This is a genomic window from Paracoccus sp. ME4, assembly GCF_046736325.1.
Taxonomy (GTDB): domain Bacteria; phylum Pseudomonadota; class Alphaproteobacteria; order Rhodobacterales; family Rhodobacteraceae; genus Paracoccus.
On sequence record NZ_CP151276.1, the window covers coordinates 2,821,077 to 2,847,698 of the forward strand.

Genomic DNA, 26,622 nt, shown 5'->3' on the forward strand with positions numbered 1-26,622 from the left:
ATGGGAGAGACGGTCCTCTTCGACATGCTGCGCCAGGCGCTGCTGATCTCGGTGCGCATCTCGGCCCCGCTTCTGGGGGTGGCGCTGATCGCGGGCGTGGTGATCGGCCTGTTCCAGGCGCTGACCTCGGTCCAGGAGATGACGCTGACCTTCGTGCCCAAGGTGGGGCTGATGCTGGTCGTCTTCTGGGTCTCGATGAGCTTCATGACCACGGCGCTCGCGGATTTCTACCTGGGCGAGATCATCCCCATGATCGCGGGAAGCTGAGATGGACAACGCAATCTATGCCAGCCTGTCGCGGCAATCCGGCCTGATGGCCGAGATGCGCGTCGTGGCCAACAACATCGCCAACGCGAACACCGCCGGTTACCGCCGCGAGGGGGTGATCTTCGCCGAGCATCTCTCCGCGCTGGACCGCCAGGGCGACACGCTGTCGATGGCCCATGCCCGCGGCCGCCTGCTGGACCTGCAGCAGGGCTCGCTGACGCAGACGAACAACAGCATGGACCTGGCGATCGAGGGCGAGGGGTTCTTTCTGGTCGAGAGCCCCGAGGGGCTGCGCCTGACCCGCGCCGGGGCCTTCACCCCCTCGGCCGAGGGCGAGCTGATGAACGCGGACGGGCACCGCCTGCTGGACGAGGGGCAGGCCCCGATCATCCTGCCCGCGGGTGCCAGCTCGGTCGCGATCGGCGCCGACGGCACCCTGTCGGCGAACGGTCTGCCCTTCGGACGCATCGGCCTGTTCACCCCCCCCGAAGGCATCGACCTGACCCGCCAGAGCGGCACCGGCTTCGCCATCGAGGGCGCCCCCGAGCTGGTCGAGGAAGGCCGCATCCGCCAGGGCTTTCTCGAGGAATCCAACGTCGATCCCGTCTTCGAGATCACCCGCATGATCGAGGTCCAGCGCGCCTACGAGCTGGGCCAGACCTTCCTGGACCGCGAAGATCAGCGCATCCGCGGCGCCATCACCGCCATGACCCGCTAAGGAACCGCCATGAGAGCCCTGCAGATCGCCGCAACCGGCATGAGCGCCCAGCAGACCCGCGTCGAGGTCATCTCGAACAACCTCGCGAACATGTCCACCACCGGCTACAACGCCCGCCGCGCGGAGTTCGCCGACCTGCACTATCAGCAGGCCGCCCGCCCGGGCAGCGTCACCGCCGCCGACGGCACCGTGATCCCGGCAGGCGTCCAGCTGGGCCTGGGCGTGCGCCCCACCGCCGTCAGCGTCAACCTGCAGCAGGGCGCGCTGACCCAGACCGGCGGCGATCTGGACGTGGCCATCGAGGGCGACGGCTATCTGGAGGTCACCCTGCCCTCCGGCATCTCGGGCTATACGCGCGACGGCGGGCTGAAACGCTCGCCCGAGGGGCAGATCGTCACCTCGGACGGCTATCCGCTGGTCCCCGACATCACCATTCCCGAGGATGCGCGCGCCGTCACCATCAATGCCGGCGGCGAGGTCTGGGCCTCCTTCGCCGACCGGGTCCAGCCCGAACTGCTGGGCCAGATCACGCTGGCGGGCTTCGCCAACGAGAAGGGCCTCGAGGCCATCGGCTCGAACCTGTTCGTCGAGACCGCGGCCTCGGGCGGCCCGCAGGTGGTCAATCCCGGCCAGGACGGGCTGGGCACCCTGCGCCAGGGCTATCTGGAGGAAAGCTCGGTCGATGCGGTGCGCGAGATCACCGAACTGATCAAGGCGCAGCGCGGCTACGAGCTGAACGCCAAGGTCATCACCGCTGCCGACCAGATGCTCGGCGCGACGACGCAGGTGCGGTGATGCGGGCGCTGATCCTGGCGCTCGCGCTGATGCCGGGCGCGGCCCTGGCGGGGGGCCTGGGCGCCGCGCGCACCCTGCCGGTGGGCCATGTGATCGCCGCGGTTGACCTGACGGTCATCGACACCGACCGCCCCGGCCTGACCGATCCCTCCGCCGCGATCGGGATGCAGACCCGCATCACCATCTACGAAGGCCGGCCGCTGCACGCCAACATGCTGCAGGCCCCGCGCGTCGTGGGCCGCAACCAGATCGTACGCCTGCGCTTCCGGCGCGGCGCCCTGCAGATCGACACCGAGGGGCGCGCCATGTCGGACGGCGCCGCAGGAGAGCTGATCCGCGTCATGAACATGGACTCGCGCAGCACGGTCACCGCCCAGGTGATGCCGGACGGCACGCTGGCCATCACCCATTGAGAGGAACGACGATGAAACCCGCCACCCTGCTGTGCCTGATGCTGGCCGCCGCCGGCTGCTCGCGCGCCGCCAATATCGGCCAGGCGCCGGAACTGACCTCGCCGCGCGAGACCGAGGAGTTCCAGGCGATGACCAACCCGCCGCTGGACCTGCCGCTGAACTCGGGCCGCCCCGAGGCCGCCGCATCGCTATGGGCCGGCACGCAGTCCTCGCTGATCAGCGACCGGCGCGCGGCGATCCGCGGCGACATCCTGACCGTCGTGATCGCGATCGACGACGAGGCCACGATCAGCAACAGCAGCGGCCGCAACCGCACCAGCAGCGAGAACGTGTCGATCCCGCAGATGGTCGGCATCCCGCAGCGCCTTGGCGAGAAGCTGCCCGAGGGGGCCAGCTTCGACAACCTGGCCGATGCGTCGTCGTCGTCCTCGTATCGCGGCAACGGCAACATCTCGCGGCGCGACCAGCTGACGCTGCGGGTCGCGGCGACGGTGGTCGACACGCTGCCCAACGGCACGCTGCAGATCCAGGGCACGCAGGAGGTCCGCGTGAACTTCGAGCTGCGCGAGCTGACCGTCAGCGGCTTCGTGCGCCCCGCCGACATCGATCGCAGCAACGAGATCGCCTATGACCGCATCGCGGGCGCGCGAATCAGCTATGGCGGACGCGGCCAGATCACCGACGTGCAGCAGCCGCGCTATGGCCAGCAGATCGCCGATATCGTCCTGCCCTATTGAGGTGACATCGTGATACGCAAGATCATCCCTCTCTCCCTGCCCGTCCTGGCCCTGGTCGGCGGTGCCTTCGCCGGCGAGATGCTGCGCGCCCCGAAGGACGCGGAGAGCGCGGCCGCCGGCCACGAGGCCGAGGCCGCCGACGCGCATGCCGAACCGGCCGACGATCACGCGGCCGCCGCGCCTTCCACGGACGATCACGGCGGGGGGCACGACGCCCCCGCCGAGGGTTCGCCGACCGAGGACGCCTTCTTCACCTTTCCGACCCAGTTCTTCGTGCCGCTGGTCCGGCAGGGCGACATGCGCGACGTGATGATCCTGACGCTGACGCTGAAGACCGACGGCGCCACGCTGCCCAAGCTTGCGCAGAAGGAGCACAGCCTGCGCGACGCGCTGCTGCGTCAGCTGATGATCCACGCCAATACCGGCGGCTTCGACGGCAACTTCACCGCCGACCGCAACCTGTCGACCCTGCGCGACGCCCTGGTCGAGGCGGCCCACGGTGCGGCCGACCTGCCCGTCGCCGCGGTCCTGATCGAGGACATCGTCCGTCAGCCCGGCTGAGGCGGCTTGCCCTCCGCGCCGCGGCACGCCAGAACGACAGGGGCCCGAAGCAGCCGCTTCGGGCCCTTGTCCGTTCAGTGCCGCGACCCGGAGACGCCATGCCGTCGCATCATGTGGTGATCCTGCTTGCGACCTATCAGGGCGCCGCCCATCTGCAGCAGCAGCTGGACAGCCTGGCGGCGCAGACCCATGCCGACTGGTCGCTGATCGCCTCGGATGACGGATCGACCGACGCCACCCCGGCCATCCTCGCGCGCTTCGCCGAGGCCCATCCCCGCGGTCGGGTGCGCATCGTGCCGGGACCCCGCGCGGGGGCGACCGCGAACTTCCTCTCGCTGCTGGAACAGGTCCCGGAGGGCGCCTTCGCCGCCTTCTGCGATCAGGACGACCTGTGGTTTCCACCCAAGCTGCAGCGCGCGGTCGCGGCCCTGGCGGACCTGACGGGGCCGGGCCACTATGCGGCGCGCACGATCATCACGGATGCGCATCTGACCCCGCTGACGCCGTCGCGCCGCTTCCTGCGGCCGCTTTCGTTCCGCAATGCGCTGGTCCAGGCCTGCATGGCGGGCAACACCTCGGTCTTCGATCCGCAGGCGGTTCGCCTGCTCCAGCGGGCCGCACCCCATGCGCGCCGGGCCCGCATCCTGTCGCATGACTGGTGGGCCTATCAGGTCACCGCCGGGCATGGCGCGACGCTGATCCATGACCCGGAACCGTCGCTCCTCTATCGTCAGCACGCCCGGTCCGAGGTCGGCCGCAACGACACGCTGCCCGCCCTGGCCGCCCGCCTGCGCCAGCTGATGGCCGGGGATTTCGGCGACTGGATGCGGGCGAACCACGACAGCCTGGCGCCGCTGGATCTGACGCCGGACGCGCGTCGCACGCTGGCGCATCTGCGCGACGCACTGACGGCGCGCGCGCCGCAGGCCGTGATGGCGCTGCGACGCGGCGGGTTCTATCGGCAGACGCGGGCCGGGACGGCGGCGCTGTATCTGTCGGCCATGGCGGGCCGGCTGTAAAACTGATCGTCACTCCACGATCAGGTCGGCATGCAGCGCGCCCGCCGAATGGATCGACTTGAGGATGTCGATCATGTCGCGGGGCCGCACCCCGAGCGCGTTCAGCCCGTCCACCAGGTCCGACAGGTTCGTCTCTCCGGCGACTTCGACAAAGCCGATCCCGGGCTCCTGGACCACGTCGACCGCGGTGCGCGGCACGGTCACGGTCTCGCCCTCCGCGAAGGGGTTTGGCTGCGACACCAGGGGCGCCTCCGCCACGCGCAGGGTCAGGTTGCCCTGCGACACCGCCACGCGCGAGATGCGCACCCGCTCTCCGACGACGATCGTTCCGGACTTGTGGTCGATGACGACCTTGGCGCGATCCTCGGGCTCGATCATCAGGTTCTCGATCCGGCCGACGACGCGCGCGGGATTCACGTCCCCCAGGCCGCGAAAATTCACGACCACCGTGCCACTGTCCAGGGTCACCGCCAGCTGGCGGTTGAAGTCGCGGTTGATGGCATCCTCGACCCGCGTCGCGGTGGTGAAGTCGGCGTTGCGCAGCGCGATCCGGATGTCGTCGATGCCGGCAAAGTCGAACTCGACCTCGCGCTCGACCCGGGCGCCGACGGGGATGCTGCCGGTGGTGGGAACGCCCTCGACCACGCGGGCCGCGTCTCCCTCGGCGGAGACCCCTCCGGCGATGATCGACCCCTGCGCCACCGCATAGATGTTGCCGTCCGCCGCCTTCAGCGGCGTCATGACCAGAGTGCCGCCCAGAAGGCTCTTGGCATCGCCTATGGCCGACACGTTGACGTCGATCCGGCTGCCCGACCGCGCGAAGGGCGGCAGCGTCGCCGTCACGATCACCGCCGCCACGTTCTTCGAGCGCAGCGCGTCATCGGTGACGTTCACGCCCAACCGCTCCAGCAGCCCGGCCAGCATCTCCTCGGTGAAGGGGGCGTTGCGCATGCCGTCGCCCGATCCGTCCAGGCCCACGACCAGGCCATAGCCGACCAGGTCGTTGCCCCGCACCCCGTCGAAATCGGCCAGATCCTTGATCCGCACCGGGACCGCCAGGGCGGCCATGCTGAAGGCCAACCACAGCACGATGGCCTGAAGAACCGTTTTCACCGCAGGAAATCCACCAGCTTGAGTTTCGACAACCGGGCCGTCACCGCATAGAGCGATTCCAGCTGGGACTGCACTTCGTTCAGCGCCGCGGCGGTCTCGAACGGGTCCGCGCTGCGGATGTCGCCCCGTGCCCGCTCCAGCGTGTTCAGGCTGGCGCCGTTGGTCACCTGCGCGCGCTGCACGGTCTGCTGATCCAGGCCGACGCGGCCCATCTCGTTCAGGACGGTGCCGTCGGCGGTGATCATCGTCCGCCCCGCGATCGACAGCAGCGCGGCCCTTTCGGAATGGCTGCCCGCCAAGGCCCCGCGGTCGATGATCGCGGCCGTCGCCAGACCCTTGAGCAGGTCGCGCACCGCGGGACTTGCGGCGGTCGTCTCCATCTCCACCGCGACCCCCTCGCCGACCATGATGCGCTGCGGCGGCCCGAAGGTCCCGTGATAGGCGACGTCCAGGAAGCCTCCGCCCCCCGATGGCGCGTCGAACCATCCGGCGATGGCCTGCGCCACGTCATCCGCCGTGGTCATGCCGGCGGTCAGCGCCTGCAGACTGTCCAGGATGTCCCCAGGCTCGGAGATCGGTCGGATGTCGCTGGCGTCGCCGGACAGGATGTGGCGGTTGCTGTTCGTGCCGTTGAACTTCTGGATGACGCTGGTGAAGGCACTGACGGCCTCCTTGGTGCGGGTGTTCAGCAGGGCCTCGTCGGCGAAGGGGCTGATGCCCAGGGCCATGCCCAGGTCGGCGGTGGTGCTGCGCACGCCCTCGAACATGTCCTGGACCGCCTGCAGCCGGATGGCGGCATCGGCGCCGTTCTGCTGCATCTGGCCGGTCAGGCGGATGCGGCTCTCGATCTCGCTCAGGGCGCGGGTGTTGCCGTTCACGCGCTGACCGATATCGGCGACCTGCCCCGAGGAGACCTCCTGGGTCAGGGTCGCCATCGTCGTCTTGATCCGATTCGAGGCGACCTGCAGCGCATAGGCGCGGGCTTGGTCACCGATACTGTTCAGGGTCACGGCTACATCCTCAGGATCTGGTTGATCATGTCGTCCACGGCGACCAGCACGCGGGCGTTGGCGGCATAGGACTGTTCGTATTGCAACAGGCGCTGCATCTCGGCATCGCTGTCCACGCCATCGGCCATCATGCTGCCCGAGATCGTCGACTGACGGCTGCTGCGGATAGACAGATCGGCCTCGGCCTCCACGCGGCGGGCTGAGACGCGCGATTCGACGGTGCCGAAGCGCTGCGCCAGCGTCGCGTTGCCCTCGAAGCCGGTTCCGGCCCCTGCGGGACGCGATGCCTCCATCGCCCCGACCAGCGCCGACAGCACGGCACCCTGCCCCACGGGGCCATCCGTCGGCGCCTGCAGGCCCGCGCGAAGACGCCACAGCTGCCCGCCCTGCCGGGGATCGACCGCCGCGTTGAGGGCAAGACGCCCGGCCAGGCCGGTGCGCGCGGCCGGATCGGCGCGGGTGCCGGCATCGGTGAACAGGCCGGGACCCGTCGCGCTCAATGTCGGATCGACAGCCGGGTCGGCCAGCCGCTGTTGCAGATCGAATGCCATGTCGTCCAGTTCGGACTGCAGGCGCGGCGCCATCTCGTCGCGGATCGCGAAGTTCGCGGCCAGCGACCCTCCGCCGAAAAGCCGCATCTGGCCTGCGCTCAGCGCGGTACCGTTCAGCGTCAGACGCTCCAGCGGCGCGCCGACGACCTGATCGGCGGTCACCTGGTCGCCGCCCTGGAAGCCCAGCCTGGCCGGAACGCTGCCATCCAGCAGCACCGCGCCTTCGGCGGTGAACAACGCGACCTTGCCGGCCTCGCGCGCGACCTCCTGGACCGGCACGATGGCCGAGATGCGGTCGATCATCTGCTGACGCTCGTCCATCAGCGGGGTGGCATCCTTGCCGTCCGCGTCCAGGACCGCGATGCGCACATTGAGGAAGGCGACCCGCTCCAACGCGGCGTTCACCGTGGCCACGTCGGACCGGATGCCCTGCTGCGCGGCGCCGCGCATGGCCTGCACCTCGGCCGAGGCCGTGTTCAGCCGATCGGCCAGCGTGCCGGCCGTGCTGACGACCTGGGACAGGCGGATCTCGTCGTCGGGGCGGGTGGAGGCCGCACTTAGCGCGGCTTGGAAATCGGTCAGCGCCGTGGTCAAGGCATGCGGCTCTCCAGGCAGGCCCACAACCTTCTCGGCCCGCTTGTGGAACGCGGCCTGGGTCGACATGTCACCCACCGCCGAGGCCGCAAGCCGCTGTTCGGACAGCAGGCTGGCGTTCACGATCCGGGTGATGCCGTCGATGCGCACGCCCCCGCCCTGCAGCTGGGCGGTGACGGCCATCTCGCGGCGCGCATAGCCCGGCGTCATGACGTTGGCCAGGTTCGACGCCACCGTCTCGGTTCCGCGCGCGGTGGCGGTCAGCCCCGACATCGCGTTCGATATCGCCTTGGCAATGCTCATGTCCGGCCTCCTTCACCCGACCCCCTTGCGGGGCGGATCAGCGCTTGATGTTGGTGGTTTCCTGCAGCATCTCGTCGACCGTCTGGATGATCTTGGCATTCGACGAATAGGCGCGCTGCGTGGTGATCAGATAGGTCAGCTCCTGCGCGATGTCCGTGGTCGAGGCCTCGCGCGAGTATCCCGCGATCTCTCCGGTCGGGCCCGAGCCCGCGTCCCACAGGAAGAAGCTGCCCGATTCGCGCGACGGCTTGTAGGCCTGCCCCTCGACTGCCTCGAGGCCGTTCGGGTTCGACACGTCCACCACCGGGATCTGATAGAGTGTCTTGACGAAGCCCGTGTCATAGGTCGCGTTCACGCGGCCCGCCTCGTCGATCTCAACCGACACCAGCTGTCCTGCAGGCGAGCCGTTGCGGCTGATGTTGGACGGGGAGAAGGGCGCAGCCAGCTGTTTCAGGCCGGTCGTGCCGCCCGGCACGCCGACGAACAGCTCGATTTCGCTCTCGCCGTTGTTGGCGTCCAGCATGATGGTCCCCGAGGCCGCATCATAGGTGCCCGCGCCGGTCAGCGGCGTCACCGAGGCGATGCTGCCGCCCTGCGCCTGGCTCGCGTCGAACTCGACCCGGAAGCTGGCGATGGAGGCGCCGCCCGAGGCGGTGTCGGTGATGTTCACGACCCAGGTGTTGGACAGGCCCGGCGTGGCGGGGTCCACCTGCGGGGTGAAGGTCATCTCAAGCCGCTCGGAGGTGCCGAGGTTGCCGAAATACTCGACCCCGACGGGGATGGGCGTGCCGCCCGCGGTGGACAGCGTCTCGGTCGCGGGCAGGTTGGCGCCGATCTCGACCCGGGTGGTCGGATCGCCGACCGGACGGTTCGATTCGATGACGATCGGACGCAGCGCGGTGGGCGTGTCGCGCGCTACCAGCGGCAGGCTCCCATCCGAAGCGGTCGGCCAGCCCATCAGGACAAGCCCGCTTTGCGTGCGCAGGATGCCGTTGGCGTCGGGGCGGAACGATCCGGTCCGCGTCATCAGCATCTGCGGCGCCTCACCGCTGTTCACGTCGGCCAGCGTGGTCACCGGCAGCATGCCCCGACCGGTCATGGCCAGGTCCAGCGGGTGCGAGGTGGTCACGATGGCGCCGTCCTGCATCACGACCCGCTGCGTCGATGTGCGCACGCCCCCCGCGGTGTAGAGGCCGCTCCCCTGCCCGACGATCATCGAAGCGAATTCCGTCTCCACCCGCTTGTAGCCGAAGGTCGAGGCATTCGCGATATTGTCCGAGATCGTGCCGAGCCGGGACGAATTCGCAGCCAGCCCGGAGACGCCGGCATTCATCGCAGAGGAAATGGACATGGACAGACACCCTTCTGATTTCGGTCTTGTCCGTCACCCTGCCCGTGAACGCTTAAGATAAGGCTAACCGGGACGCCTATCTCAGTAAAATCAGCTCGATCCGGTTGTTCAGCGGGTCCATCGGATTGGCCTGGCGGTTCCTGCGGTCGGCGTGGCCGCTGACCCGCTGCACGCGCCGGTCGTCGAAACCCTGCTGTTCCAGCAGGTTGCGCAGCGTGTGCGCCCGCGCGTCCGACAGCGGCCAGACCGGCGATTCGACCAGCGTCTCGGGATAGGCGCGCACATGGCCGGCGATCGCCACGTCGTTGCGCACATGGCCCACGACCCGGGCGATGATTCCCGCAAGTTCGGTCAGGGCGGGCATGGGCTGGGCGGTATCCTCGACGAACAGCGGCGCGTCGGTCAGGTCGCCCAGCTCGATCACCAGACCCTCGTCGGTCATGCGGGTGACGACATGCTCCAGCAGGTTGGTCAGCTGTGCCGATTCGGCGCCCGTGCCGGTCAGGCTGTCCTGGACCGCGCGGGCGACCTCCTCGAAATCACCGGCGCTGTCGCTGTCGGGCAGCGGTGCCTCGACCGCGTGGCGCACGCCCTCCTCGGCGCCGTCGCCGGCACCGCTGGTGGTCGAGGACGGGGTCTGGATCACCGTCGGCGCGAAATAGTCGGCCAGACCGGTCTTCTGCTCCTCGGTGGTGGCGTTCAGCAGCCACATCAGCAGGAAGAAGGCCATCATCGCGGTCACGAAATCCGCATAGGCGACCTTCCACGCGCCGCCGTGATGGCCGCCGTCGCCGCCGCCCTCGACGCGCTTGATGATGATGGACGGCCCGTTCAGCCCCTTGCCCGCAGCCATGATGTCACCCTTTGTTCCGGTCGGATTCCGTTGTCGCCGGGCAAAGGGTTACAAGCAAGTTAACGGATCAAATGCGCCCTATTCATACTGGCGGCGGTCCTCGATGACCTTGCCGTCGTTGGGCAGGCTGCCCGGCGCGACCAGCTCGACCCGACCGCGCAGCTTCAGCGTGTCCATGACCGAGGCCGCGTAATCGCCCTCCCCCGACGCGGTCTCCAGCTGGACGGTCATCACGTCCATCTCTCCGTCGCGATCGGCGATGACGCGGGCGCGGGCCACGTCGGAATGGCGCGCGACCAGCGCCGCGACCTGTTCGGGGCGCACGAACATGCCCTTGATCTTGGTAGTCTGATCGGCACGCCCCATCCACCCCTTGATGCGCATGTTGGTGCGACCGCAAGGGCTGGTGCCGGTCAGCACGGCCGACAGGTCACCTGTGGCAAAGCGCACCAGCGGATAGTCGGGGTTCAGCGTGGTCACCAGAACCTCGCCGACCTCGCCCTCGGGGACCGGATCGCCGGTGCCGGGGCGCACGATCTCGACGATCACGCCCTCATCCACGATCATCCCCTCCATCGACTCGCTCTCATAGGCGATGTTGCCCAGATCGGCGGTGGCATAGCATTGCCGCGTGACGATCCCCCGGTCGGCATACATCTGGCGCAGCGACGGAAACAGCGCGCCGCCGCCCACCACGGCCTTGGTGAAGGACAGCACCTCGCCCATCTCGTCGGCGCGGTCCAGGATCACCTTGAGGAAATCGGGCGTGCCGGCATAGCAGGTCGTGCCGATGTCGACGGCCGCGCGCACCTGCAGCTCGGTCTGCCCGGTGCCCGCGGGCAGGACCGCCGCATCGACGGCCCGCGCGCCCGATTCGAACATCATCCCGGCAGGCGTCAGGTGATAGCCGAAGCAGTTCTGGACGATGTCGCCCTGCCCCACGCCCGCGGCATGCAGGAAGCGGCCAAGCCGCCACCAGTCGCCCTCGCGGCGACCGGGTTCATAGATCGGGCCGGGGCTCTGGAAGATGTGGTCGAACTGCGCGGCGGGGCGGGTGGTGTAGCCGCCGAAGGGGGGCTGCCGGCGCTGCGCCTCGGACAACTCGGCCTTGCGGATCACCGGCAGGCGGGCCAGCGCGGCGCGGTCGGTCACCGCCTCGGGCTCCACGTCGCGCAGAAGGCGCGCCATCGCGGGGGCCAGCTTGGCGCGGCTCAGCGCCAGCGGCAGGGCCTGGGCCAGCGCCTCGGCGCGCTGACCCTCGTCGCGCGTTTCCAGATCGTCGTAATATCCCATGATGACCCCCTCAGGCCAGCCAGCGCTTGCGCCGGCGATAGCTGCGCACCTCGCGGAAGGACTTGCGCCCCTCGTCCGACATGCCCAGGTAGAATTCCTTGACGTCCGGGTTCTCGCGCAGCTGCGCGGCCGGACCCTCCATCACGACGCGCCCGTTCTCCAGGATGTAGCCCTGATGGGCATAGCGCAGCGCGACGTTTGTGTTCTGCTCGGCCAGAAGGAAGGTGACGCCCTCGCCCTCGTTCACGGCCTTGACGATCTGGAAGATCTGCTCGACCAGCTGCGGGGCCAGGCCCATCGACGGCTCGTCCAAGAGGATCATCTGCGGGCGCGACATCAGCGCGCGCCCCATCGCGGTCATCTGCTGTTCGCCGCCCGAGGTGTATCCGGCCTGGCTTTTCCGCCGCTCGCGCAGGCGCGGGAAATAGTCGTAGACCATCTCCAGATCGCGCTTGATGGCGGCCGACCCGTCGCGGCGGGTATAGGCGCCGGTCAGCAGGTTCTCCTCCACCGTCAGGTGCTCAAAGCAGTGGCGGCCCTCCATCACCTGGATGACGCCGCGCCGCACCAGGGCGGCAGGGTCCAGCGCGGTGATGTCGTCGCCCTGATAGGTGATCGACCCCTTGGTCACCTCGCCCCGCTCGCTGGCCAGCAGGTTCGAGATCGCCTTCAGCGTCGTCGTCTTGCCCGCCCCGTTGCCGCCCAGCAGCGCGGTGATGCCGCCCTTGGGCACCGTCAGGCTGACGCCCTTCAGGACCAGGATGACGTGATTGTAGATCACCTCGATGTTGTTGACGTCCAGCAGCGTCTCTTGGGTGCGGGTATCGAACATGGGCTGTCCCCTTGGATGCGGAACCGGCGGCGGGGTCACCGCCGCCGGTCGTGGATCAGTTGCAGCGCGCGGTCAGGCCCGCCTCGGCGGCATAGGCGGCGCTGTCTTCCTTGATCAGCGGGTCCAAAATCTCGGCATCCGGCTCGATGAAGTCGGTGATCAGCGACCACGTCCCCTCGGCGGCGTTCCACTGCTGCACGCGGGCCAGGCCGTCGCCGCCGTGGTTGTCGCAGGACAGCGCGATGGGCGCGCCGAAATCGGGCAGGCCCAGCTCGGCCATGCGCTCGGCGGTGATGTCCAGCGCCTCGAAGCCGTCGCGCATCTGCGCGGGCGTGATCTCGGCGGTGCCGGCCAGCTCCTGCGCCTTGGCGATGGCCTCGGCGATCACCAGCGCCGCATAGGCGCCGCGCGAATAGAGCACGCTGCCCGCCTGATCGCCCGCACCGGCCGCCAGACCCTTGTCATAGACATGCGTCTGCAGGTCCTCGTACAGCGGATAGTCGCGGCCCACGCCGTGGAAGGTCAGCGCCTTGTAGCCCTCGGCCCCGGCCCCCGCCGCGCGCACGTCGTTCTCGGAGCCCGACCACCAGATGCCGATGAACTTGTCCATCGGGAAGCGGATGTTCACGGCCTCCTGGATGGCGACCTGGTTCATCACGCCCCAGGCATACATGATCACGTAATCGGGCCGGTCGCGGCGGATCTGCAGCCACTGCGACTTCTGCTCCTGGCCGGGTGCATCGACCGGCAGCAGGCTCAGCTCGAAGCCGTGCTTCTCGGCCAGCTCCTCCAGCGTGCGGATCGGCTCCTTGCCATAGGCGGAGTTGTGATAGACCAGCGCGATCTTCTTGCCGGCCAGATCGCCCCCCTCCTGATCCAGGATGTGCTTGACCGCGACGGAGGCGCCGTCCCAGTAGTTCGCGGGCGCGTTGAACACCCATTCGAAGACCGTGCCGTCCTTGGCCGAGGTGCGCCCGTAGCCCGGCGTATAAAGCGGGATGCCGTCCTCGGTGATCCGCGGGATCAGCTGATAGGTGATGCCGGTCGACAGCGGGTTCAGCACCAGGGGGTTCTGGCTGCGCAGCGATTCATAGCACTCGACCCCCTTCTCGGTGTTGTAGGCGGTCTCGCATTCCGGGACCTGGATGATCTGGCCGCCGATGCCGCCATCGCGTTCGTTCAGCAGCGTGAAATAGTCGGCGAAGCCGTCGGCATAGGGGATGCCGTTCGCGGCATAGGGGCCGGTCCGATAGGACATGTTCGGCACGATCAGGTCGGCCAGGGCGGGGCTTGCGACCATCAGCGTGGTGGCCAGGGCGGTCAGGGTCAGTCTCATTGCGGGTCTCCTCCCAGAGATGCGATGCCGGTTGCCCGGTCTTGACGTTAATGCGGGAACGGCCACAGGCGCAGCTTGTCCTTGGCCAGGCGCCACAGGCGCGCCAGGCCGTGCGGCTCGACGATGAGGAAGGTCACGATCAGCGCGCCGACGATCATCAGCTCGATATGCGCGGCCAGGTCGGTGGGCCAGCCCATGTTGCCGACCAGGAAGTTCTTGAGCAGGACGGGCAGCAGCACCAGGAAGGCCGCGCCGGCGAAGCTGCCGAAGATGCTGCCCAGGCCGCCGATGATGATCATGAACAGCACGAGGAAGCTCTTGTTGATGCCGAAGGCCTCGCCGACCTCGGCCGCGCCCAGATAGACCGAGAACAGAAGCGCGCCCGCGATGCCGACGAAGAAGCTGCTGACCGCGAAGGCCGACAGTTTCGCGCGCAGCGGGTTCACGCCGATGATCTCTGCCGCGATGTCCATGTCGCGGATCGCCATCCACTTGCGCCCGATGCTCCCCCGCGTGAGGTTGCGGGCAAGCCAGGCCAGCGCGAAGGCGAAGACGAGGCAGATCAGGTATTTCGCGGGCGCGCTGGCGGCGGGGCCGGTCACGGCCTGGTCGAACACGGTGCGCGTCGGCGCGGTGATCTGCCCCGAGGCCGAGTAGTTGTAGAACCACGGCACCTTGTTGAACAGCCACACCAGGAAGAACTGCGCGGCCAGCGTGGCGACGGCCAGATAGAAGCCCTTGATCCGCAGGCTGGGCAGGCCGAAGAGGACGCCCACCCCGGCGGTGATGCCGCCGGCCAGCAGGATGTGGATGACGATGCTGACATCGGGAAAGGCCGTCATCAGCTTGTAGACCGCATAGGCCCCCACCGCCATGAAACCGCCGGTCCCCAGGCTGACCTGACCCGCATAGCCGGTCAGGATGTTCAGCCCCAGGGCCGCGATCGCATAGATCAGGAACGGCACCAGCACCGCATTGGCCCAGTAGTCGTTGATGACGAAGGGAATGATCCCGAAGGCCAGCGCCAGGATCGCGTAGTAGCCCCAACGGTCCAGCCGGATCGGGAAGGTCTGGCTGTCATCCCGGTAGCTGGTCTTGAAGTCGCCTGCCTCGCGATAGATCATGCGGTCGTTCCCTGTGCTGCGGTCGTCGGGGGGGCCGGCCCCCCACCCCCGGGATATTTTTCTGAAGAAGACGGGGCATGCTCACACCCGCTCGATGATGCGTTCGCCGAACAGGCCCTGGGGTCGGAACACCAGGAAGAGGAGCGCCAGGACATAGGCGAACCAGTTCTCGGTCGCGCCGCCGACCATCGGACCGATGGCGAATTCGAACAGCTTCTCGCCCACGCCGATGATCAGCCCGCCCACAATGGCGCCGGGGATCGAGGTGAAGCCGCCCAGCATCAGCACCGGCAGCGCCTTGAGCGCGATCAGCGACAGGCTGAACTGCACCCCCGATTTCGTGCCCCACATGATGCCCGCGACCAGCGCCACGAAGCCCGCGATCGACCAGACCATCACCCAGATGAAGCGCAGGCTGATGCCCACCGACATGGCCGCCTGATGGTCGTCGGCCACGGCGCGCATGGCGCGGCCCTGCTTGGTGTATTGCGCGAAGGCCACCAGGCAGGCGACCAGGATGGCCGCGATCACGGTCGCCCAGATGTCCAGCCGGTCGATGAAGAAGCCGTAGCCGAACCATTCCGCGGTCAGCGCCTCGACCCCGTCCGAGATGCCCTGCGGCAGGCCCACGTCCAGCGCCTTGATGTCGGCGCCCCACATCACGTCGCCCAGGCCCTCCAGGAAATAGGCGAGCCCGATGGTCGCCATGAAGAGGATGATCGGCTCCTGCCCGACCAGATGCTGCAGGACCAGCTTCTCGATCAGGAAGGCCAGCAGCACCATGACCAGCGCGGTCAGGGCCACGGCCAGGACCGCGGGCACCGTCCAGCCGAAATGGTGCAGCTGCGTGCCCAGGGCCGCGTTGATCAGATGCGCGAAGGGCACCTGGCCGTTCTGGATGCCCACCAGCGTCAGCGCGGCGAACAGCGCCAGCACCCCCTGGGCATAGTTGAACACCCCCGACGCCTTGAAGATCAGCACGAAGCCGAGCGCCACCAGCGCATACATGACGCCGGTCATCAGGCCGTTCAGCACGACCTCGGCGGCGAAGATCAGCTGGTCCATGGGGCGCGTCCTTTCACTTCTGCACGAATCGGATCAGTCATGGGCCACCCCCAGATAGGCGTCGATCACCGCCTGATTGCCGCGCACCTCGGCGGGCGTGCCGTCGCCGATCTTCTTGCCGTAATCCATCACGACCACGCGGTCGCTGAGGTCCATGACCACGCCCATGTCGTGCTCGATCAGGCAGATCGTGGTGCCGAACTCGTCGTTCACGGACAGGATGAAGCGGGACATGTCCTCCTTCTCCTCGACGTTCATGCCGGCCATCGGCTCGTCCAGAAGCAGCAGGTTCGGTTCGGCCGCCAGCGCGCGGGCCAGCTCGACCCGCTTCTTCAGGCCGTAGGGCAGACGACCGACGGGCGTCTTACGGATGTTCTGGATCTCCAGGAAGTCGATGATGCGTTCGACCACGGCGCGGTTCTTGTTCTCCTCGCGCTCGGCCGGGCCCCACCACAGGGCCTGGGACAGGAAGCCCGCCTTCATCTTGTTCAGGCGCCCGGTCATGATGTTGTCCAGGACCGACATGCCGTCGAACAGCGCGATGTTCTGGAAGGTGCGGGCGATGCCCAGGCGCGCGACCTGATAGGGGCGCATCGCCGGGCGCGGCTGGCCCTTGAAGATGACCTGCCCCTCCTGCGGGTTGTAGAAGCCCGAGATGATGTTCAGCATCGACGACTTGCCCGCACCGTTCGGGCCGATGATCGCGCGGATCTCTCCCTGGCGGATGTCGAAGCTGATGTCCTTGATGGCGACCACGCCGCCGAACCGCAGGGTGATGTTCTTCAGCTCCATCACCACGGGGCCGATCTGGCGGCCGTCGGCGGTCACGTATCCGTCCTGGTTCATCGCGTTCATTCCGCCGCTGCCTTCTGCCGGGCCGCGTCGCCAAAGACGCGGGCATCCTCGATGCGCAGGGTCGCGCTGATGGCGCCCTTGCGGCCGTCCTCGTAGGTGACCTCGGTCCGGGTATGGACGCTGGACGATCCGTCATAGAGCGCGGTGACCAGGTCGTGGAACTTCTCGGTGATGACGGCGCGGCGGACCTTGCGGGTGCGGGTCATCTCTCCGTCGTCGGGGTCCAGCTCCTTGTGCAGCACCAGGAAGCGGTGGACCTGGCAGCCCGACAGCATCGGGTCCTGCGCGACGGATTCGTTCACCGCCTCGACATGGCCGCGGATGGTCTCATAGACCTGCGGGTGGCCGGCCAACTCCTGATAGCTGCCATAGGCGATGTTGTTGCGTTCCGCCCAGTTGCCGACCGCGGTCAGGTCGATGTTGATCATCGCGGTGCAGAAGTCGCGCCCGTTGCCGATGACCACGGCCTCCAGGATGTTGGGATAGAACTTCAGCTTGTTCTCGACATATTTGGGGGCGAACATCGACCCGTCGGCCATGCGGCCCACGTCCTTGGCGCGGTCGATGATGCGCAGATGGCCGGTCGCCTCCTCGAAGAAGCCCGCATCGCCCGTGGCGACCCAGCCTTCCGGGTCCTTGGTCGATGCGGTGCTGTCGGCGTTCTTGTAATATTCGACGAAGGTGCCGGGGCTGCGGTAATAGACCTCGCCGTTCTCGCCGATGCGGACCTCGACGCCGGGGCTGGGCACGCCCACCGTGTCCGAGCGCACCTGCCCGTCGGGCTGCTGGGTGATGAAGACGCTTGCTTCGGTCTGGCCGTAGAGCTGCTTCAGGTTGATGCCCAGGCTGCGGTAGAAATCGAAGATTTCGGGGCCGATCGCCTCTCCGGCGGTATAGCCCACGCGCACGCGGCTGAGGCCCAGCGTGTTCTTCAGCGGCCCGAAGACGAAGATCTTGCCCAGCGCATAGGTGATCCGGTCGCCGAAGGACACGGTCTTGCCGTCCAGGAGCGACGGGCCCGCGCGATGCGCGACCGCCATGCCGCGCTTGAACAGCCAGCGCTTCAGGCGGCCGGCATCCTCCATGCGGATCATGACTGAGGTCAGCTGCCCCTCGAACACGCGCGGGGGCGCGAAGAAATAGGTCGGCCCGATCTCGCGCATGTCGGTCATCATCGTGTGCGCCCCCTCGGGGCAGTTCACGGTGAAGCCCGACCACATCGCCTGCCCCATCGAGAAGATGAAGTCGCCCACCCAGGCCATCGGCAGATATGCCACGATCTCCTCGACCTCGGTCAGCTTGTCGAAATCGGCGGTGTTGCGGGCGGTCTCGATGATGTTGCGGTTGGACAGCACGACGCCCTTGGGCTTGCCCGTGGTGCCGCTGGTGTAGAGCATCACGCAGGTGCTGTCGTAATCCAGCCCCGCCACGATCGCATCCAGCCGCGCGCCCAGGGCCCCCGCCTGCGCACGCCCCTGGGCCTGCACATCGGCCAGCGACGCCATGTTGGCATGGTCGTATTTCCTGAGGCCCCGCGCATCGGTATAGATGATGCGGGCGCTGGCCCCGGTGGTCTGCTCGACCTCAAGGACCTTGTCCACCTGCTCCTGATCGCCGCACAGCACGAAGCGCGCGCCGCAATGGTCCAGCACATAGGCCATCTCGGTCGCGACCGCATCCTGATAGAGCGGCACCGGCACCGCGCCGCACATCTGCGCGGCGATCATGCCCCAGTAGTGATGCGGCCGGTTGCGCCCGATGATCGCCATGTGATCGCCCGGCTTCAGCCCCTGCGCCATCAGGCCCAGGGCCAGGGCGCGGATCTCCTCGGCGGCCTGGGCCCAGGTCCAGCTCTGCCAGATCCCGTATTCCTTCTCGCGATAGGCGGGGCGGTCGCCGAAGCGGGCGACGTTGCGCGCCAGCAGCGCGGGCACGGATTGCGGATCGCCCGGGGGCGTTGTCTGAACGGTCATCTGTCCTCCCTCAAGGCGCGGCTGCACCCGGCCGCGCGGCACCTCCCCGTGCTGTCGCGACTTGGGCAGCTTTGACGCCAAACCTTGCGCCAGTTTTGCCCGATTCCTACGAAATGTTACACCGCTTCCGCCACGGGCCGCGGGGTGCTAACGCTCAACGCGGAGGAGAGCCCATGACCCAGACCGCCCGGCCCACACCGGATGCGATCCGCGACGACCTGACCCTGTCGGGCCTGAACCTGATCGGTCAGGCCCTGTCGATCTTCGACGCCGACCTGCGGCTGGCGGTGGCCAACCGGCAGTATCAAGCCATGTTCGATCTGCCCGACGCGCTGACCCGTCCCGGCACCTCGTTCGAGGACACGATCCGCTTTCTTGCGCAGCGCGGCGAATACGGCCGGGTGACGGACCCCGAATCGGCCGTCGCCCTGCGGGTGGCGCAGGCGCGCACGTTCCAGCCGCACTATTTCGAACGCGAACGCGCCGACGGCCGGTGGGTCGCGGTCGAGGGCGCGCCGCTGACCCAGGGGGGCTGGGTCACGGTCTATACCGACATCACCGACATCAAGCGCCAGGAGCGGCTCCTGCGCGCGCGCTCGGACGCGCTGTCCGAACAGGTGCTGCTGAACGCCGAACGGCTGGCGGCGGCGAACCGCAAGCTGGCCGCGACGAACGCCGCCCTGTCGGAGGCGCAGCGCATCCTGACCCGGACCGAGGCGCGCACCCGCCAGGTGACCGAGATGGTCCCCGCCCATATCGCGCATATGGATTCGCGGTTCCGCTATACCTTCTCGAACCGGCGGCTGCCGGTGGTCTTTCCCGGCGCCGCGGGCAACATCGTCGGCCTGACGCTGGACGAGGCCTTGGGCGCCGCCACGGCGCGCACCCTGCGCCCCTATATGGAGCGCGCCCTGGCCGGCGATCCGCAGGTCTTCGAGATCACGCATCCGACCTCGGGGCGGCGCATCCGCATCGCGCTGACGCCGGATCGCGACGGCCAGGGGGTCTATATCCTCTCGACCGATGTCAGCGCCGAGGTGCAGTCGCGCGAGGCCTTGGCCCATGCCGCGCGGCGCAACCTGGCCGCCCAGCTGACCCGCGGCATGGCGCATGATTTCGGCAACCTCCTGACGATCATCCTGGGGCTGCAGGCGCGGCTGGCCGCCCGGGACCTTGCGCCTGACGCGGCCGAGGACGTGCAGGCGACGCTGGCCGCCGCCCGGCGCGGGGCCTCGCTTCTGGACCGGCTGGCGCAGATCACCGGCGCGCGCGAACCCGCGCTGGAGCCCACCGATCTGGGCGCGCTGCTCTCCGATCTGGCGGTGCTGGCGCGCCCGTCGCTGTCCGAGGGCACCCGGCTGGACCTGGCCGTGGCCCTGCCGCCGGGCCAGCTGCTGCTGGACCCCGGCGCGCTGCAGGATTCGCTTCTGAACCTGGTCCTGAACGCCAATGCCGCGATCACCCCGCCCGGCGTCATCACGCTGAAGGCGCGGCGCAGCGGCGACTGGTTGGAGCTGACGGTGGGCGATACCGGCCCGGGCTTCACACCGGAGGCGCTGGCGCGCGCGACCGAGCCGTTCTTCACCACCAAGAAGGGTCAGGGATCGGGGCTGGGCCTGTCGATGGTCTATGACCAGACCAAGATGGTCGGGGGCACGATGCGCCTGTCAAACGGGCCGCGCGGCGCGCAGGTGATGCTGCGCCTGCCGTGGCGGCCCGTGGCGCGGCGGATGGTTCTGCTGGTCGAGGATGACGACCAGATCCGCGCCCAGGTCCGCGACCAGCTGACCGGTCTGGGCCATGCGGTGATCGAGGCCGCGTCGCTGACCGAGGCCCGCGCCCTGACCGACCTGCCGGGGCTGGAGGTGATCCTGTCGGACATCCAGCTGGGCGACGGGCTGGGGCTGGACCTGGCGGGCGGGGTGCCGCTGGTGCTGATGACCTCGCTGCCGCCGGGCGATCCGCTGCGCGCGCGCGCGCCCGGCCCGGTGCTGAGCAAACCCGTGACGCCACAGCGCCTGGCGGCGGCGCTCGCCGTGCCGGCCAAGGAGATGCCATGACCGACGCCCCCCTGATCGCGATCCTGGACGACGAGCCTCAGATCCGCCGCATCCTGTCGGCCGCACTGGAGCAGGCGGGCTTTCGCACGCAGAGCTTCGGCCGCGCAACCGAGTTCGAGGCCGCGCTGCGCCGCATCACGCCCGACGCCTGTCTGATCGACCTGGGCCTGCCGGACCGGGACGGGCTGGCGCTGGTCCACCGGCTGGCATCCGATTCGGGCGCGGCGATCATCATCGTCTCGGGGCGCGCGCAGGTGCAGGACCGGGTGACCGGGCTGGAGCTGGGGGCCGACGATTACATCACCAAGCCCTTCGAGCCGGCCGAGGTCGTAGCCCGCATCCGCGCCCGGTTGCGCCGCCCGGCCCAAGGCGCGGCGACGCGCCCGCAGACGCTGCGCTTCGCGGGCTGGACGGCCGATTTCGACCGCTATCTGCTGACCGCGCCGGACGGTGTGGAGACGCCCCTGAGCCATGCCGAGGCCGAGGTCCTGCGGATGTTCACCGACAACCCGCGCCGCCTTATCACCCGGGCGCAGATGCTGGAGGCCCTGGGCGGGGCGGCGGGCGACAGCTTCGATCGGGCGATGGACGTCCGCATCTCTCGATTGCGCACCAAGCTGGGCGAGGATCCGAAGAACCCGCGGCTGATCAAGACGATCTATGGCGCGGGCTACATCTTTCTGGCCGAGATCGGCTGAGGTCCGCAGCGGCTCGCCGGTTGTTCTGCCGGGCGGTGACGGCGAAAGCCGGCCCCCATCGAGGGGGCCGGCTTTCGCGCGGGGGCCATGCCCCCGCAGTCTCCCGGCCATGGACGGGGCCGCGATGTCGCATGGCTTGCGCATCGCGACCCGGTCCGTAGGGCATCCCCGCAGGGGGGTCCGGGGGGACGAGAAGTCCCCCCGGCGCGTCGCGGGACGCAGCTGGCTGGACGGTCAGGCGTCGCGGTCCCATCCGCTGATGGCCTTGCTGTCCATGAACTCCTCCAGCCCCATCACGCCGCCTTCGCGCGCGCGACCGGATTTCTTGACCCCGCCGAAGGCCGATCCGGCCCCGCGCGATTCGCCGTTCATCTCGACCATGCCCGCCCGCAGCTGCCGCGCCACGCGGTTACGGCGCGCGCCGTCCTGGCTCTGGACATAGTTCGTCAGGCCATAGGGCGTGTCATTGGCGATGGCGACGGCCTCCTCCTCGCTGTCGAAGGGGATGATCGACAGAACCGGGCCAAAGATCTCCTGCTGCGCCACGGTCATGTCGTTCGACACATCCGCAAAGACCGTCGGCCGCACGAAATAGCCACGGTTCACCCCCTCGGGCAGGCCCGGCCCGCCCGCGACCAGGCGCGCACCCTCGTCGATGCCCGCCTGGATCAGGGCCTGGATCTTGTCCCATTGCTGGCGGCTGACGACCGGGCCGATATGCTTGCCCGGCTGATGGGCGCTCGCCACGGCGGTCTCCTCGGCCACCTTCGCCGCGACCTCGACCGCGCGGTCATAGACCGACCGCTCGACCAGCATCCGCGTCGGGGCGTTGCAGGACTGCCCGCTGTTGTAGAAGCAGTGCCGCGCGCCGCGCACCACGGCCTTCTCGTCGGCATCGGCAAAGACGATGTTGGCGCCCTTGCCGCCCAGCTCCAGCACGACCTTCTTCAGGCTGTCGGCCGCGGCCTTGCTGATCGCGATGCCAGCGCGGGTCGAGCCGGTGAAGCTGATCATCTCGACATCCGGATGCACCGACAGCTGGCTGCCGACCCCCGCCCCGTCGCCGTTCACCAGGTTGAAGACGCCCGCGGTCACGCCCGCCTCATGCAGCACCTCGGCAAAGACCATCGACGACAGCGGCGCGATCTCGGAGGGCTTCAGCACGCAGGTATCCCCCGCCAGCAGCGCCGGGATCACCTTCAGCGTCACCTGGTTCATCGGCCAGTTCCAAGGCGTGATCAGCCCCACCACGCCCACCGGCTCCCACGCGACCATGCTGTTCGGCGCATGCGCGCCAAGGGGACGCACGAACTGGAATTCCTTGAACGCGGTGATGAAGTTGCGCGTGTGCCAGGCCCCGGCCTCGGCCTGATCGGCCAGCGCCATGTCCTGCGGCGCGCCCATCTCCAGGCTGATCGCGCGGGCGATGTCGGGCATGCGCCGCTCGTAGACCGCCAGGATCCGCTCGACCACGGCCAGGCGCTCGGCGGGCGGCGTCGCGGCCCAGGCCGGGAAGGCGCGCTTGGCCGCCGCCACCGCGGCATCGGTATCCGCCTGATCGCCGATCGAGATCACCGCGACCGCATCCTCGGTCGAAGGGTCGATCACCTCCAGGTCGCGTGCCTTGGCGGGCTCGACCCAGGCACCGTCGATGTAGAATTTCCGCTGATCCAGAATCTGGGACATCTTGCACTCCTCATGCATCATGCGCAAAGCCTGTCACCCCGCGCCGGGCTCCGCAAGGGTGGCGGGCCACTGGCATTCCCCGCGGCAGGGCTTATCTAGAGGGGCGACGCAACCGAACCGGAAAGGAGCGCCCATGTCCCTGCGCATCAACGACACGGCCCCCGACTTCACCGCCAATTCGACCGAAGGCCAGATCCGCTTCCACGAGTGGATCGGCGACAGCTATGCCATCGTCTTCAGCCATCCGCGCGACTTCACCCCGGTCTGCACCACCGAATTCGGCGCCGTGGCGCAACTGGCTCCCGAATTCGAGAAGCGCCACACCAAGGTGCTGGGCGTCTCCGTGGACAGCGTCGACGACCATCAGAAATGGAAGGCCGACATCGGAAAGGTCGCGGGCGTCCCCGCGAATTTCGCCATCATCGACGACAGCGACCTGACCGTGGCCAAGGCCTATGACATGCTGCCGGCCGAATACTATCTGCCCACCGAAGGCCGCACGCCCGCCCATTCCGCGACCGTGCGCACCGTGTTCATCATCGGGCCGGACAGGAAGGTCCGCCTGACCATGACCTATCCCATGTCCGTGGGCCGCAACTTCGCCGAGATCCTGCGCGCGCTGGACGCGGTGCAGAAGACCGACGGCGTGCCCATCGCCACCCCCGCCAACTGGGTGCCGGGCCAGGACGTGATCGTGGCCCTGTCGCTGGACAATGCCGCGGCCGAGGCGAAATACGGCCCCCTGGACATCAAGCTGCCTTATCTGCGCTATGCCAAGGACCCGGCCTGATCACGGCCAGCCGTAATGCTCCATCAGGGCGGCGATGGCCCGGTCATTGCCGCCCTGCCCCGCCGCGGGCCGGTTCACGGCGCGCAGGCTGACGGCCTGACTGCCCTGCCATTCCAGGATGCGCGCGCGTCCGCCGATCTTGGCGGGCCGCGACCCGGCCAACCGGTGCATCCAATAAAGCCAGATGTCATCCGCCCCCGGCGCCAACCGCATGAACAGATCATCCCGCGTCACATCCGCATGGAACACGCCCGGCGCATAGATCACCCCCGACACGCCGGTCGGAAAGACCAGCGGCCCGACCTCTGGCGCGTCGATGTTGTGGGTCCAGTCCTCGTATCCCGCGGGGCCCGCGCCCGCCATCACCACCCGATGCGCGCGCAGGCAGGCGACGCCTGACCCCACGACGGCCACCAGCCGCTCCAGCCAGTCGGCGGCGTAATACAGGTCGTCATCCGCCGTCGCGATGAAAGCTTCGGGATGCGCCATCAGGGTCGGCACGATCTTCTTGTAGGATCGCCAGTCGGGGCAGATGCGGATCTCCAGCCCCGGCATCGCCGCGACCTCCGGCGGCAGGCGATGCTGATCGCCCTCGTCCAGCCACAGGATCACGCGGTCGGGCTGCACCGTCTGCCGCGTCAACGCGCGCAGTGTCGGCGCCAGCGTGGCAAAGCGCGCGGCATGGCTGGTCAGCGACACGATCAGCGGGCCGGGCAGCCCGTGCGGAAGCCCCGGACGGTCGGGGCGCGCGGCGATCTCGGCCAGGGCGCGGGCCTGGCGGCGGCGCTGCTTGAACCGGCGGAAGGCGTCGGAGATCACGGGTTTTCCCACGCGCGGCGCAGCCAGCCGATATCGCCGATGCGGCGGTACCACTTGTGCCCGCGCCCGGCAAAGACGTCCTCCATCTTGGGCGCGCCCGCGAACAGCACGATCTTCGCCCCCTCGGGCAGGGACGGGTCGCGCAGATAGCTGGCCAGGTTGCGCGGCACGCAGTCGTTCTTGAAGCTGACGCACCAGCCCTTGGGCCAGTAATGCAGGTTCCCGTGGGCGGCCAGCTGCGCCGACTGGAACTGCTGGCTGATCTCATAGTCGCGCGTCGCGGCCGCCGGATCGGCCAGATAGGCGTCCAGCACATAGCCATGCGCCCCCACCTGATAGCGGAACACGCTGGAATTGCCCACGCTGTGCAGGAAGCGGTCGCGGCCCGGGTTCACCTTGCGCAGGGGCTTGGCGCGAAACAGGTCGTCATCGCGGATGATGAAGAAATCGCCCGGCAGGTCGAAGAAGGGCCCCAGGTCGTCCACCACCACCAGGTCGATGTCCAGAAACAGCGCCGTCCCCGACAGGGCCGCCTCCGGACCGCCCAGATCGCGCCGGAACAAGGCCAGCTTGCGCCAGCGCGTGTCGCCATGCCCCGGGGGCAGGCCCAGTTCGGGCAGGGCCATGGCCTCGACGCGCGGGTCGAGCTCCGCGGCGTCGTCGGTGAAGCAGATGAAGCGGTGCGGCCGGTCCAGATGCCGCCTGACCTGCGCCGCCAGCCGGTTGACGTCGGCGCTGGAATAGAGCGTGCCCCATTTCATCGTCAGGATCAGAAGCGGTTCTTCCGTCATTGCGGCTCCCGGATTCGGCGCTCGGTCGTTCCGGACTGTATGCCCCATGGCGCTGTGATATGACAGGGCAAGCCGCGCAAGAGGACCGGATGCCGACGCAGACCACACGGAAGATCGTCTACGTGACCGATGGCGGTTTCCTGAAACCGACGCTCGTCTCGATCTGGAGCCTGCTCGACACGATCCGGGGGCAGGCCGAACTGCATGTCTGGGGCCACGGCCTGTCCGCGCGGGACTGGGACGCGGTCCGGAGGGTCGCGGCCGTGAACCCTGCCGTCGTCCTGCATCGCCGCGATCTCGACGATGAGGCGATGAAGGACGCCCATGGCCCCAAGGACTACATCTCGGCGGCGACGATGGGCCGCCTGTTCATTCCCCGTCATCTCAGCGGCCCGGTCCTGTACATCGACGGCGACACGCTGGTGACCGGGGATGTCGGCCCGCTGTTCGACCTCGACCTGGGCCGGCATTACGCAGCGGTGATCCGGGACTACACGCTGATCCACTGGCTGGCCGATGACGGCGTCGCGCCCGACGAAAGGGGCGCACGCCTGCCCGAGGTGGCCGGCCTGATGGGCGGGACGCCATCGGCCGACTACTTCAACGCGGGCATCATGATGTTCAACTGCGACGTCATCCGCAGCGACCCCGATCTGCTGGCCGCGGTGGAGGATGTCGCCCGCGCATCGGCCCATTCCCATGGCGACCAGGACCACCTGAATGCGCTATTCGCCGGCCATGTGCTGCAGCTGGATATCGGCTGGAACCTGTCCTGGGGTCGCAGGCGGCGCCATCTGCGCCTTCTGTCAAGGCTGGGGGTGACCGATTTCGGCGCGATGCCCCGGCCGTCCGCGATCATCCATTATCACGGGCCCCACAAACCGTGGCGCAAGGCGCGTCATGACCTGTGGTCAAGCCGGGGCCGCGCGACATGGCACTATCGGCGCAGGCTGGCCCGGTTCGCCCGGTCCTTCCCGGACCTTCTGCCGTCATGAAAAAGGGGCGCCCGCGGGGC

General features: G+C 68.5%; 26 protein-coding genes. 11 read left to right on the forward strand and 15 right to left on the reverse strand.

Annotation, left to right across the window (positions count from 1 at the left end):
* The 7 genes from AACG61_RS14405 (at position 1) to AACG61_RS14435 (ending at position 4,510) form a co-directional block, all read left to right on the forward strand.
* On the forward strand, positions 1 to 267 hold the full coding sequence (locus AACG61_RS14405; RefSeq protein ID WP_042250834.1) for a flagellar biosynthetic protein FliQ: 267 nt from the start codon (positions 1 to 3) through the stop codon (positions 265 to 267).
* A gap of 1 nt (position 268) precedes the next feature.
* Positions 269 to 985: a flagellar hook-basal body complex protein gene (locus AACG61_RS14410; RefSeq protein ID WP_411837792.1), complete on the forward strand. Its 717-nt coding sequence runs from the start codon at positions 269 to 271 to the stop codon at positions 983 to 985.
* A gap of 9 nt (positions 986 to 994) precedes the next feature.
* Positions 995 to 1,780, forward strand: a complete 786-nt coding sequence (flgG, locus tag AACG61_RS14415) for a flagellar basal-body rod protein FlgG (protein ID WP_411837793.1) — start codon at positions 995 to 997, stop codon at positions 1,778 to 1,780.
* Complete coding sequence (gene flgA / locus AACG61_RS14420) at positions 1,780 to 2,193, forward strand: flagellar basal body P-ring formation chaperone FlgA (protein ID WP_411837794.1); 414 nt, start codon at positions 1,780 to 1,782, stop codon at positions 2,191 to 2,193. Before flgG ends, flgA begins: the two co-directional genes overlap by 1 nt.
* Positions 2,194 to 2,204: 11 nt before the next feature.
* The gene (gene flgH / locus AACG61_RS14425) at positions 2,205 to 2,930 is read left to right on the forward strand and encodes a flagellar basal body L-ring protein FlgH (RefSeq protein ID WP_411837795.1); all 726 of its coding nucleotides are present in this window, start codon (positions 2,205 to 2,207) and stop codon (positions 2,928 to 2,930) included.
* Between the two features lie 9 nt (positions 2,931 to 2,939).
* The gene (locus AACG61_RS14430; RefSeq protein WP_411837796.1) at positions 2,940 to 3,491 is read left to right on the forward strand and encodes a hypothetical protein; all 552 of its coding nucleotides are present in this window, start codon (positions 2,940 to 2,942) and stop codon (positions 3,489 to 3,491) included.
* Positions 3,492 to 3,589: 98 nt separating this feature from the next.
* A complete protein-coding gene (locus tag AACG61_RS14435) occupies positions 3,590 to 4,510 on the forward strand; it encodes a glycosyltransferase (protein WP_411837797.1) in 921 nt (306 codons plus the stop codon).
* Positions 4,511 to 4,519: 9 nt separating this feature from the next.
* Here AACG61_RS14435 and AACG61_RS14440 read toward each other — a convergent pair whose 3' ends face one another.
* The 12 genes from AACG61_RS14440 to AACG61_RS14495 all read right to left on the reverse strand — a co-directional run bounded on the left by AACG61_RS14440 (position 4,520) and on the right by AACG61_RS14495 (position 18,763).
* Positions 4,520 to 5,578: a flagellar basal body P-ring protein FlgI gene (locus tag AACG61_RS14440; RefSeq protein WP_411839536.1), complete on the reverse strand. Its 1,059-nt coding sequence runs from the start codon at positions 5,576 to 5,578 to the stop codon at positions 4,520 to 4,522.
* 41 nt (positions 5,579 to 5,619) lie between these two features.
* Positions 5,620 to 6,633 carry a hypothetical protein gene (locus tag AACG61_RS14445; protein WP_411837798.1) on the reverse strand — a complete coding sequence of 338 codons (1,014 nt, stop codon included), beginning with the start codon at positions 6,631 to 6,633 and terminating at the stop codon, positions 5,620 to 5,622.
* Positions 6,634 to 6,635: 2 nt separating this feature from the next.
* Positions 6,636 to 8,081: a flagellar hook-associated protein FlgK gene (flgK, locus tag AACG61_RS14450; RefSeq protein ID WP_411837799.1), complete on the reverse strand. Its 1,446-nt coding sequence runs from the start codon at positions 8,079 to 8,081 to the stop codon at positions 6,636 to 6,638.
* Between the two features lie 37 nt (positions 8,082 to 8,118).
* On the reverse strand, positions 8,119 to 9,432 hold the full coding sequence (locus AACG61_RS14455) for a flagellar hook protein FlgE (RefSeq protein WP_411837800.1): 1,314 nt from the start codon (positions 9,430 to 9,432) through the stop codon (positions 8,119 to 8,121).
* 76 nt (positions 9,433 to 9,508) lie between these two features.
* The gene (locus AACG61_RS14460) at positions 9,509 to 10,285 is read right to left on the reverse strand and encodes a flagellar motor protein MotB (protein WP_411837801.1); all 777 of its coding nucleotides are present in this window, start codon (positions 10,283 to 10,285) and stop codon (positions 9,509 to 9,511) included.
* A gap of 78 nt (positions 10,286 to 10,363) precedes the next feature.
* Complete coding sequence (locus tag AACG61_RS14465; RefSeq protein ID WP_411837802.1) at positions 10,364 to 11,578, reverse strand: phenylacetate--CoA ligase family protein; 1,215 nt, start codon at positions 11,576 to 11,578, stop codon at positions 10,364 to 10,366.
* A gap of 10 nt (positions 11,579 to 11,588) precedes the next feature.
* Positions 11,589 to 12,410, reverse strand: coding sequence for an ABC transporter ATP-binding protein (locus tag AACG61_RS14470; protein ID WP_045980988.1), 822 nt, complete (start codon positions 12,408 to 12,410; stop codon positions 11,589 to 11,591).
* 55 nt (positions 12,411 to 12,465) lie between these two features.
* Positions 12,466 to 13,746, reverse strand: a complete 1,281-nt coding sequence (locus AACG61_RS14475) for an ABC transporter substrate-binding protein (protein ID WP_411837803.1) — start codon at positions 13,744 to 13,746, stop codon at positions 12,466 to 12,468.
* A gap of 47 nt (positions 13,747 to 13,793) precedes the next feature.
* The gene (locus AACG61_RS14480) at positions 13,794 to 14,870 is read right to left on the reverse strand and encodes a branched-chain amino acid ABC transporter permease (RefSeq protein WP_411837804.1); all 1,077 of its coding nucleotides are present in this window, start codon (positions 14,868 to 14,870) and stop codon (positions 13,794 to 13,796) included.
* A gap of 81 nt (positions 14,871 to 14,951) precedes the next feature.
* Positions 14,952 to 15,935: a branched-chain amino acid ABC transporter permease gene (locus tag AACG61_RS14485; RefSeq protein ID WP_411837805.1), complete on the reverse strand. Its 984-nt coding sequence runs from the start codon at positions 15,933 to 15,935 to the stop codon at positions 14,952 to 14,954.
* Positions 15,936 to 15,968: 33 nt separating this feature from the next.
* Positions 15,969 to 16,790, reverse strand: a complete 822-nt coding sequence (locus AACG61_RS14490; RefSeq protein WP_411837806.1) for an ABC transporter ATP-binding protein — start codon at positions 16,788 to 16,790, stop codon at positions 15,969 to 15,971.
* Entirely contained in the window at positions 16,787 to 18,763 is a 1,977-nt protein-coding gene (locus AACG61_RS14495; RefSeq protein WP_411837807.1) for an AMP-binding protein, read from the reverse strand. The genes AACG61_RS14490 and AACG61_RS14495 overlap by 4 nt, the downstream gene beginning before the upstream one ends.
* Positions 18,764 to 18,936: 173 nt before the next feature.
* Here AACG61_RS14495 and AACG61_RS14500 point away from each other — a divergent pair, with 173 nt between their 5' ends.
* Positions 18,937 to 20,823 carry a PAS-domain containing protein gene (locus AACG61_RS14500; protein WP_411837808.1) on the forward strand — a complete coding sequence of 629 codons (1,887 nt, stop codon included), beginning with the start codon at positions 18,937 to 18,939 and terminating at the stop codon, positions 20,821 to 20,823.
* On the forward strand, positions 20,820 to 21,521 hold the full coding sequence (locus AACG61_RS14505) for a response regulator transcription factor (protein ID WP_411837809.1): 702 nt from the start codon (positions 20,820 to 20,822) through the stop codon (positions 21,519 to 21,521). The genes AACG61_RS14500 and AACG61_RS14505 overlap by 4 nt, the downstream gene beginning before the upstream one ends.
* A gap of 234 nt (positions 21,522 to 21,755) precedes the next feature.
* Here AACG61_RS14505 and AACG61_RS14510 read toward each other — a convergent pair whose 3' ends face one another.
* Positions 21,756 to 23,207, reverse strand: a complete 1,452-nt coding sequence (locus AACG61_RS14510; RefSeq protein WP_411837810.1) for an aldehyde dehydrogenase family protein — start codon at positions 23,205 to 23,207, stop codon at positions 21,756 to 21,758.
* A gap of 133 nt (positions 23,208 to 23,340) precedes the next feature.
* On the opposite strand from AACG61_RS14510, the gene AACG61_RS14515 reads away from it, so the two are divergent.
* Positions 23,341 to 23,997 (forward strand): peroxiredoxin, encoded by a 657-nt coding sequence (locus AACG61_RS14515; RefSeq protein WP_411837811.1) that lies wholly within the window; start codon positions 23,341 to 23,343, stop codon positions 23,995 to 23,997.
* On the opposite strand, the gene AACG61_RS14520 is transcribed toward AACG61_RS14515, so the two are convergent.
* Positions 23,998 to 24,816 carry a glycosyltransferase family 2 protein gene (locus AACG61_RS14520; protein WP_411837812.1) on the reverse strand — a complete coding sequence of 273 codons (819 nt, stop codon included), beginning with the start codon at positions 24,814 to 24,816 and terminating at the stop codon, positions 23,998 to 24,000.
* Entirely contained in the window at positions 24,813 to 25,607 is a 795-nt protein-coding gene (locus AACG61_RS14525) for a hypothetical protein (RefSeq protein ID WP_411837813.1), read from the reverse strand. The genes AACG61_RS14520 and AACG61_RS14525 overlap by 4 nt, the downstream gene beginning before the upstream one ends.
* Before the next feature lie 89 nt (positions 25,608 to 25,696).
* On the opposite strand from AACG61_RS14525, the gene AACG61_RS14530 reads away from it, so the two are divergent.
* Entirely contained in the window at positions 25,697 to 26,602 is a 906-nt protein-coding gene (locus AACG61_RS14530) for a glycosyltransferase family 8 protein (RefSeq protein WP_411837814.1), read from the forward strand.
* The last annotated feature ends 20 nt before the right edge of the window (positions 26,603 to 26,622 follow it).